Origin of the sequence: Pseudoalteromonas sp. SR45-4 (genome assembly GCF_014163535.1) — a bacterium.
Lineage (GTDB): Bacteria > Pseudomonadota > Gammaproteobacteria > Enterobacterales > Alteromonadaceae > Pseudoalteromonas > Pseudoalteromonas nigrifaciens.
The window spans coordinates 1-9988 of record NZ_JACJDO010000067.1 but is presented as its reverse complement, the minus strand read 5'-3'; the positions used below and the strand labels follow the sequence as shown (position 1 = coordinate 9988).

General features: G+C 38.7%; 7 protein-coding genes. 1 reads left to right on the top strand and 6 read right to left on the bottom strand.

Annotation, left to right across the window (positions count from 1 at the left end):
* From H5058_RS17635 to H5058_RS18645, 4 genes are all read right to left on the bottom strand, one after another.
* On the bottom strand, positions 1–517 hold a 517-nt coding region (locus tag H5058_RS17635; protein ID WP_182679304.1), incomplete at its 3' end, for a single-stranded DNA-binding protein.
* 557 nt (positions 518–1074) lie between these two features.
* Positions 1075–1278: a hypothetical protein gene (locus H5058_RS17630; RefSeq protein WP_182679301.1), complete on the bottom strand. Its 204-nt coding sequence runs from the start codon at positions 1276–1278 to the stop codon at positions 1075–1077.
* A gap of 252 nt (positions 1279–1530) precedes the next feature.
* Entirely contained in the window at positions 1531–1875 is a 345-nt protein-coding gene (locus tag H5058_RS17625; RefSeq protein ID WP_182679299.1) for a hypothetical protein, read from the bottom strand.
* A 367-nt stretch (positions 1876–2242) separates the two neighbouring features.
* On the bottom strand, positions 2243–4105 hold the full coding sequence (locus H5058_RS18645; protein WP_182679298.1) for an ATP-dependent helicase: 1863 nt from the start codon (positions 4103–4105) through the stop codon (positions 2243–2245).
* Positions 4106–4364: 259 nt separating this feature from the next.
* On the opposite strand from H5058_RS18645, the gene H5058_RS17615 reads away from it, so the two are divergent.
* Positions 4365–5225, top strand: coding sequence for a hypothetical protein (locus H5058_RS17615; protein WP_182679296.1), 861 nt, complete (start codon positions 4365–4367; stop codon positions 5223–5225).
* A 55-nt stretch (positions 5226–5280) separates the two neighbouring features.
* Here the strand turns inward: H5058_RS17615 and traN are convergent, their stop codons facing one another.
* Together traN and H5058_RS17605 are read right to left on the bottom strand one after the other, a co-directional pair.
* Positions 5281–9630 carry a conjugal transfer protein TraN gene (gene traN / locus H5058_RS18640; protein ID WP_182679294.1) on the bottom strand — a complete coding sequence of 1450 codons (4350 nt, stop codon included), beginning with the start codon at positions 9628–9630 and terminating at the stop codon, positions 5281–5283.
* Between the two features lie 129 nt (positions 9631–9759).
* A partial coding sequence (locus H5058_RS17605; protein ID WP_182679285.1) for a TraU family protein occupies positions 9760–9988 on the bottom strand: 229 nt, incomplete at its 5' end.

Genomic DNA, 9988 nt, shown 5'->3' with positions numbered 1-9988 from the left:
GGTTATACTGAGGTGCGTTTTGCTGGTTATACTGAGGTGCGTTTTGCTGGTTATACTGAGGTGCATTTTGCTGGTTATACTGAGGTGCACTTTGATGATTTTGCTGAGCTGAATGAGTATTAACTGGTTGAGCTGATTGGTTAATACCGGCTTCTTTAGCTAATTTTCTAACTGCAATTGGTAAGTGAGAAAGAATAGAATCCACTTGAATTTCAGTTAAAATATGCCCCTCATCACCAAATTTTCGCTGTACTAGCTGACCTTTGATTACTATTTCATCGCCTTTCCAAAGTCCACCATGTTGGTTTATTTTGTTAAGCAGTTTGTCATTGAATTTAATGTTCATCCAAGTTGAGCGTTCATTAAATCCAGTTTCTCCATTTGGTTTAGGCCAAAAAGTAGTTTGAACAACAGAAGTGAATGCGAATGGTTTTTTGCCATTGTTACCCTCTTTAATTGTCAAATCTTTACCTACAGTGCCGCCAAAAGTAATTTGATTTTCATTAGTTTTAATCATTAGTATAACTCCACAAAGTGTAAATATTTAGTTTTAACGCTATATATTGAACAGGTGAGCAGAGAATACATATCTAAACCCAACGGGTAAAGAGTAAACTCAACCCGTCTGGGATATAGCAAATCTATCTAAAAGAAAATCTTAAAGACAGTTATGGTTTTTTGATCGGTGATTATTCAGGTGATCTAGGACTGATTTCTCTGGTTTTTAAGTAGTGAGTGCTACTGGGTGTGACTTATGCAATTACAGTGTAATTGTGTCTAATTAGAAAGTTTCAGTTAAGACAAGTCACGGGTAGCAAATAGAAATCAACGACAATATGAACCAAGAATAAAAATATTGGTATATTGGCCGGTAAAGGCATACGAGGAAAACTAAATTGCTGGTTGGAAAACTGATACTAGTAAGGTCTTACTAAGAACTGCCTATACTAGTCATGCTCGATGCGGCGCATCAACATGTAGAAATCTATTTGAGGTTAAAACGCTAGCGAGGTGAGCCGCCAAGCGTCGCCTGGTCGAATACGCATAAGCAACTAGGACTTTTTATATGTGAGGCTATAAAACAGCAATTACTTCGCCTGATTTTATATGGCCACGATACCTTGCCCATCGATTGATTTTAGCATGTACCATTTGTGTGCCGCAAAATTCAGCGAGTCTATGACCTTTAAAGCTGATCACCTTCCCACTATCTAGGTACAGAGCTTCTCTGTCTGTATCGAATAGCCCACATATATTCTCTACTTTATTATTTTTCATAAATTACCCTAACTAGTCAGAACCACCACCTAAGAAAGCTTTTAAAGGTAGCTTAGATGGTGGTTCTATTAGGTAATAACAAAGCAAGTAAACAAGCCTTAAAGTTGCCATAGGCATATCTTCAAAGGCTTGTTTACACATATTAAATCAAACAATTAAAATCACGTTTGTTTCAATAGATAATTTGCAGGTTATTTACAGTAGTCATGCACTTACAGACAGTTTCTGTTAAGCAATTAAAAGTATTAATGATTAAACAAAGGTGTAATTTGTTTTTCGTGCTGCAAGTAACATTTTAGCCATTTGAGAGTAGTTTCCTTCATCTCGTATTAGCTGATACAAATAATTACTCGGAACTTCTGACCATTTTTTCCCTTCAAATTTACCAGTGCGTACTATTAAATTCTCTAGGTTATGAACTCGCTCTGCGTCTGAATTTGTTAAAACAACATAATCACACACAAGGCCTAACTCAGTTAATGGTGCAGGCTTATTCTCATCATATACTTTATTATATACTAAGCTTTCACATCCAGAAGTACCCATCATAAAACAGCAAGACAAGAGCAGGATGAAAAGTAGTGCAAATATAATCATAATTATTCCCTCCGAAATGGTTTTAATAAATTAGAACCAGCAAAGAAAATAATTATCTTCCCAACAGGAAAATAATATTTTCCTGTTAGGACAATTTATTGTTTATATACTATTTAAAAGTTGGTTAACTAAAAAACAGTTGGTTTTTTCACAATTGAAAGTTATCAAGTGTGCTTACTTTTGTTTTAGTTGTGTGTAAAAAACGCAACTCTTCTATTAATAAGCTTATCCCTATATAGGGTTAAAATTTAATTAAGACATAAGTCATATAGAAGAAAATTTGAATATTAAATATACCTACAAAACAACAGAATTTCACCTTATAAAATGCAATTTACATTGATTATGTAGCGCTTTGTAGGGGGACTTATTCATCACACCCATTATCTTGCATTTCTTGTTGCTCAATTAGTATCTGTAACTTATCGTTTTCTCGCTCTAACTCTGCGGGGAATGTTTCTTCTAAAAATTGCGAAGGTAAATTTCGTTTTCCGCTAACGCCACTTGAACCGATGTTATATGACATATATAGCTCATCTACCGCTCTTGTCATTCCAACGTAGTATAAGCGCCTTTCTTCGGGCACCCCGCCTATAGCGCCTTCTTCTAAAGCATTATTTGATGGGCAAACGCCTTGGTTAGAACCGACAATCCAGACCTTTGACCATTGCAGGCCTTTAGATGAGTGCAGGCTCGATAGTGTTACAACCCCTTTTTCCGTGGCTTCTTCTTTGTCATTGGTGCTTGGGGCAAGGTTTTTTGATAAAATCTCAACCCTATCTACAAAGCCACCTTCAACATTTAAATTGGTCAATATATCCCCAACCACCTCTAGTAGTTTGGCTTGCTTGCCTTTATCACCTCGGACAGTTTTTAAGAAATCTATTATTTCATTCATGCGGCTAGCTATATGGGCTTTTCCGCTAACGTCAATGCCCCACGCATACCAATTTTGGTGCATAGTTTCTGAATTCGAGTTCCAGCCAAGCCAGCTTGGTGCTATAAACTCTGCAAATGGTGCTTTGCTTTTGCGTAGCTGCTTATCTATTATGGATAAAACATCTTCTTGCTCACCAAGCCAACCTAGTATCTCTGTTATAAAACGCGTATCTTTGGGCCTTACCAAGCTCCACAAAATTTTTAAAAATATGTTTGCTGTATTATCATCCCATAGCTTTTTTCCGCCGAGACGCTTATAGGGTATGCCATGAATCTTTAAATGACCTTCAACCTCATCAAGCACACGATTAGTCCTTGCCAAAACTGCCCAATCTTCATTGTTTGAACAAATTGCCTGTACTATCGCCTGCATTTCATCAGAGGGAGTTAAATAGCCTTTAACCTCAACTACTCCACCACTCTCATGACCTGAAAACATATCCTTGTAAACTCTATCCTCATTAAATTCAATTAATCGCTTTGCCGCGCTCAAAATGTTTGGCTTGCACCTAAAGCAGATTTTTAAAACATAACCTTTTGCATTGAACTGACTTTGAAAATTAATCATGTTTTCGTATGGTCGTGCACCACGCCATGAATATATCGACTGGTCATCATCACCAACGCAGATTACTTTGGCACCTAGCTCGCCATGAAGCTGTATCCAAGCAAACTGAATAGAGCTCGTATCTTGAAATTCATCAACAAGCAAGTGTGTTGCATCCCAAGGCTCGATACTCTCCGATTGCACTGCTAAATAAGCCTGTCTAGTAATTGAGTTGAAATCTTGCATGTTATGCCGCTTCATTAGCTCTATATAAGCTTGAAATACTTGCCAGCCACTTGCCGTTGCATCACCATTTATCGGCTCTGCTTTAAGCATCCGTCCATATGTATCTACATAATCCATTGCATCATCAAGTTCTATGCCCTCTAAGCCTGTGTGCCGAATTGCCCGCTCTACAAAATTATACTGCTCACCACCAGCAAGTGTTCGCTTCTTAACTCCCCCTAGTTGCTTTACCTGCTTGCCAAATATGCTATCGAAAGTTGCAGCCTCTATACGGCTTAGCATATTAACTGGAATTTTAGCTTCTAAACGCTCATTTAGTTCTTTTGCAGCCGCTCGGGTAAACGTTATTAATAATACTTTATAGCTTGGGTCTTTTTTTAGTAGGTTCGCAGTTAACTCTATCATCGTATGTGATTTACCGCTTCCAGCTAGTGCGCAACAAAGTACATGTTCGTCACTGTCGGCCACTAGTTGTTGATCTTCTGTGAGGCTTGACACTTATTTTACCTTTTTAATGATTCGTGGGCGTATTAAACAATATATCTTGCCATCTTGCGACTTCAATACTAAGGGTTTTTAACTTATTATACGACCCGCTCAAACATCACTAAGTTATTTACTCAAATTAGATAAAAAATTAACCAATAATTTTAATAAAATGCGTTTTTTAAGGTGTTGCGCGATTAAAAGCTTGGGTTATTCTAAATACATCAAAGCAAATGCTTACAAATTAAATATTACTTAAATGGAATCAACAATGATAAAACTTCTAAGAACAACTATTGCTACAGCAGCAATTCTAGCTTTAAGTGGTTGTGCAACTACCCCTATCGAATATGATCTTACCCCTAAAGCTGTAAATGAAAATGATTCATTTGCGATGCAAGTATTAAAATCAAGCTATAACCCTGGCCTTGTTTTTGATCTGAAAGATACTGAGTTACCTGAAGATGCTTACCAAAATGTTTTAAACTATAGCACTAGCTCGGCTGTAGGGCTGGTGGCAGGTGGAGCATTAGGTGCATTAAAAGGACTTGGGTGGGCAGCGTTATTCAATTCAACTTCACACCCACAGTTGGATTACATTCATTACATTGCATATATTCCTGCGGATGATATTGATATAACTGATGTAGATGCAATTAATACCTATATTAAGAAAAACTACATATACCCTGCTCTTGAATCATATATAGCAAGCGATGAAAATAAAAAACTTGAACGACCAGTTGAAATATTAGATTACGCAAATGGTGAGTTTCAAATAAAAGGTGAAGCTTGCCATGCTGTCCAGCTTGGCACACCTGAATATGATGGTTGCCAAATGTTTTGGAATCAGAATACATTTTATATACGTTATGCCACGGCTGAGACAGGATTACCATTTACTCCTTCTATAAAAGCTAACAAATATATTGTTGCAAGAATAATGGAGCCAAGATTAAGAAGCTCGATTTTATTAAAGCATATAAAAACAGATATGATGTATGCATTTGTACCTGGCCTTGGCTATAAGGCAGATCATGTATCAAGATTAACCAGCAATATGGTTTTCAGGGACACGCCATCAATTATTGGTAAGGACGGGAGCATTAACTTTTTTGTTACTAAAAAATAAATTAGTTTTTCCCATAATGTTAAAAGGGCTGTAGTTAATCTACAGCCCTTTTTTATTAGTAAACTCCTTGATCACATGATTTAGGTCTAGGTCTAGTGTTGCAATTTACATTATTACCAACATCGCCTTTATCCATTTCGTTTCGTCTATCAACCCAATTGTTATCAGGTGCTCTTTGTTTGTTTCTTTCTAAAGCATCTACTCTATCGAATCCGTTTGAAATGTTGCTACCTGTTACATCAACCATATCTCTATCTATTGGAAGTTGATCTGACTGCGCCATCATATCAATCCATTCAGTGAAATCTATTTTTGAAAAGTCAATAAGACCAAGCTCTGCTATAGTAAGCCCTCTACATCCCATAGTGTCTCTAAACTCCTGCTTTTCTATGCCTAGTTGATCTATAGCTTGCTCCATAATAATTCTACTTATTACACTTTCATAACAACAATAGAAGTTTTTTGCCCTGTTAGTGCAAACACCGAGAGTTTTTTTGCAAGGAACATGATGTGTGAAAAAGCATTTTTTTCCTAACAACTCTACCCCCATATCCTCTTCTTCAGGCTCACAGGCTGTAAGTAAAGTATATGCAAGCTTTGCTAATTGATAAACAGCATAAGCCATACCTATAAAGGAAGCAGCCTTCATTACTGATGCTCCAATAGTGTTTAAAGCTTGCGCACCTACTTGCGCACCTGCTTGACCAGCGGCCGCACCACCACCTGCAGCGCCACCACCTGCCGCGCCACTACCTGCCGAACCTGCTGCTGCACCACCTACTGCGGTAGCAGCACTCTGAATTGCTGTTTGCAGACCTTGTGGTAACATTTCATATATTTTTTGTAATATAGTGTCTTTAAAGTTACTTAAGGCGCTTGTTATTGAGCTTTTGAAGTTACCTAGCATTTCACCAGCTTGACCAAGAAGATCTCCTGTAACATTGCCTGCTGTATTGCTAACCGCCCCTGTAAACTTACTTGATACCGCATTCCATGCAGACTTTGCAGCATCAACAATAGGCTCTTTAAAGCTCTCCCATGCACCTTCAACCGCTTCACCCGCTGACTGCAACCCTTTTTGTAACGGAGTGCCACCGAAAGCACCTTCTGCCGATGCTGCATAACCCGTTGCTGTATACATTTGCTGACCAAGGGTGAAAACATCGAGCATTCCAACTCCTGCCGGTTGTTTACAGCAATCATTGACCTTGAGCTGATCCCAACCACACCACCTAGCTTCTCCTGAAAAAACTTGGCAAGTGCTTGGATCTGTTGCTACAGTGCAATTTTTAGTGTCACCCATTTCTCCCATTGTGGCGTATGTAGTTAGAGCATTTATAAAATCCCCATTTGTTTCATCGGCTATGACATCGCAGTTACCATCAATACAGCTTGTGTCTGCCATACAGGTGTTATTTTCTCTGACTACAGTAACTACAGCGTTGCTTGTATCTTGGCATTGATATTTTACATCCCAAGCATAACAAGTATTTGAGCCCTCATCTAACCACCCCGGAACGCACTCTTGGCTAATTGCGTCGCACTGGTCATCTTGGTCTAGTGGCTTACACGCATCATCCATACTTATTATGTCTTTAAAACCAAAGCTGCCACCATCTATAGATAATTTCTTACCTTTTAATGGGTCGCATATATAGTTTGGACGATGTGCTTCAACACAAATTGGCAAATCATCTGCGCCAGGCCATAAAGGTTTGAAAATGTGCTGAATATCCCCACCCAACCCCTCTGGGTATAACTGTTGTATTTTAGAGTATTTAACATCTTCTTGAGAGTTATTATAAAATCCTATTCGTCCTTGGTTGAATTCGCCATCAACCGATAGCTTCTCGACTCCATCAATGGTTAGAGTGAATTTATCTGGTTGTATATCAAGTTGAAACTCATACTCTTTCCAGCGTTCCCAGCCCTCACCTAAACTCGTTCCTAAAACTTTATAGCCCGGAGCATTTGTTTGATGTGCCCAAGGGATTTGCTCTAAAGCTATTGAAACCTCGGCTAAAACTATGCCGGATTGAGCACCTTTTTGGCCTTTCTTCTTCCATGACAGTAGGTAATGGCTATTATTAGTATTGCTTAAGTCAACTTCTTTAGGTGGTACACCGAAAACAAAACCGATGAAATCATCGTCCTCTTTAGTTTGTACAGTAATAAATCCCTTAAAAGAATTGTATTTATATTCTAAATCAGAACTAAAAGTTGTTGGTGCGCCATTCCAGCGTTGTATAACGTCATTAGGGTCTTCCTGTATTTCCCATAACCCATTGGAATCAGTTGAACTCCAAGTTGTTAAATCTATGGGTGTCCACTCTATTGAGCGGTCACACTGAAATTCATCTGCTGTACAAAATGTTTGTGGGTCAGATAATGCATCATTACAACCTTCTGGTAAGTAGTTTATTTCTTCTTCCCAACTAGATCTGATTGGTTTATCGAAAGTAACTCTAACCTTACCGTAAGCTTCACCGGCACCTCCAACTGCAACTTTATATGTAAATTCAATTCTATTATCGCCATTAAACGCCTTTTGAAATTGACTAGTTACATTTCTATGGTCATATGTATCACGGCTAGTTTTGCCTTCACACTTCATATGAGTTGTAGGAAAACCGTCAGGTGTTGGAAAGTTCTGGTGAACCCCATCAAATATTATTTCGTCGTCAGCATACAAACGAAAGTGATCATCGTAATGTGTTCTTGTTAAGGTAGCGTCAGTAACAGCAAAGCCACTTGCAAGACCTAGAACAATTTTCTTTTCATAAATACCACAGGAATTTTCTTGAAAAAGATAATCATCCTCCTCTTTGCCCAATGTTAACTCTAAGCAATCATCGCCACATTGCGTTATGCGAGCATCCTCTGCGCCTTCTAATATATATAAATTAGGTTTAATGAGTTCTCTTTCGACAATGCATCCAGAAAAGTTATTTTTATTCGGCTTAAAACATGTCTCTTCTCTTGTGATTATTTTTGACTCATCTAACTCAGTGTAAGTAACTGTGTCATTAGAGCAATCACCGAAATATGCTCCCTGCCCACTAAAAGCATCGCCAACTGCATTTTTACTTACTTGGAACATAGCAGAATCTGCGCTTACTTTGCGAGGTGGGTTTACATTCTGCGAGTTCATTATCGAGCCATATGCAACAGCAGAGTGATTAGTATTATCTACTTGTTCTTCACTAGTTGCTCCTGGCACATTCTCTTGGTTATCCAAAAACTCTTTATTTGCTTTTACATGTTCTTCTATGAAAGTAGACTGATTACCTTCATCTTGATATGTATTTGTCGGTGTTGGAAATGGGTTGTTAGCGTCGATGCCACCAGCACTTATATTATTATAAAAATCTGGATTGGCCGTAGTTACCTCGGCATTTAGAAATGCTGGTGGCGCCATATTAATATTGCCACCACCTGTTGAGTCTGGAGCTGTCGTATTGTCAGCAATTAAGTTACCAAGATTTGCACCTTGTTCATAAAAATAATCAAAATCGTCAGTAGTCCAGTTCGCGGGGTCAAATTCACTTCTATTGTCTACACATAGATTTGAGCCAGTATCTAAGTACATTCCTGATGGGCATGATAAACTGCCATCGGGTGCATGACATACACCATGGCGTATAGTTGATCCTGCAGGGCAAGATTTAGGTTGGCCGGGGAAACATTGATTTCCATTTTGGTAATGACCTGTTGGGCATGATTTCGTGGGCGTAGCTTTACTTACTTTTTTGCACCCATCGCCTTCCATTGTAAATCCAACTGGGCACGAGTAATTAACACCGCTCCAAAGTGTGCGTTGACACATTGTTTCTGATGTACTTTTCCAGCGTTGGTCAGGCGTTGTTACTGTTTCATTTTCAGTACAAGCGCCAGTGTCTTTTGCCATACCTCTACACTCTAAAACTATAGTTTGAGGTTCGGCCTCTGGGCCATCGAGTGGGCAATTCCATGATTTTGGTGGTTGTGTTTTATAGCATTTAGCACCTATTTGTTCTGGATAAGTTGCGGGGCAAGAGCCATATTTATTTGCGTCTGTTTCTGCATAACATAGAGAAGGGAAGTAGCTGCTGTTATAGCTATATCCGTCACCACAAAGAGGTAATTTATTTTTCTTTTCGATTCGGCTGCAAAATTCATCACCGGGTTTTTTAATAAAACCAGCTTCACAATTAGCTATTTGTGGAGCGAGTTCCGTTTTCAAACAAACCCCTGCAACTAAATTCATGTTGTCTGGGCAGTTATAAACCATTTGTACAGGTTTTGACGGTGCTGCATGCGCGCTGTTAACCGATACCATGGAAAGTAACAGGCCAGCGAACGCAGCTGAGGTAAAGTTTGCTGAGTAGATAACTAACACTACCCAAGACACAATTTGCTTGAACACAAAATCAACTCCAATAAAAAACAATATTGGTAGTGATTTTGTCAGAAAATTATCTGCTCTATAACGAATAACTCCACCTAATAAGGTGGAGTTATTTTTTATTGTGTTAAAGAAGCCTTTTTTATTGTGTTAAAAAAGCCTTACACAGCAATCATTGTACTTAAATATGGAGTATACAAAGGAGTTGTCTTTCCCTCCGCCGGGACTTTTTCTACCTTTACCCCAGTTCATCCAAAAATCACCAAGGGGGTGGCAGCATTGCCCATTATTGCCATCTGCTTCCGCTTTTGGCCTATTGCCATCTGCTTCCGCTTTTGGCCTATTGCCATCTGCTTCCGCTTTTGGCCTATTGCCATCT

Bases quoted from the DNA above. Each gene is read 5' to 3' on its own strand.
- H5058_RS17630 (WP_182679301.1), bottom strand. From the start codon at position 1,278: ATGAAAAATAATAAAGTAGAGAATATATGTGGGCTATTCGATACAGAC.
- H5058_RS17625 (WP_182679299.1), bottom strand. From the start codon at position 1,875: ATGATTATATTTGCACTACTTTTCATCCTGCTCTTGTCTTGCTGTTTT.
- H5058_RS17615 (WP_182679296.1), top strand. From the start codon at position 4,365: ATGATAAAACTTCTAAGAACAACTATTGCTACAGCAGCAATTCTAGCT.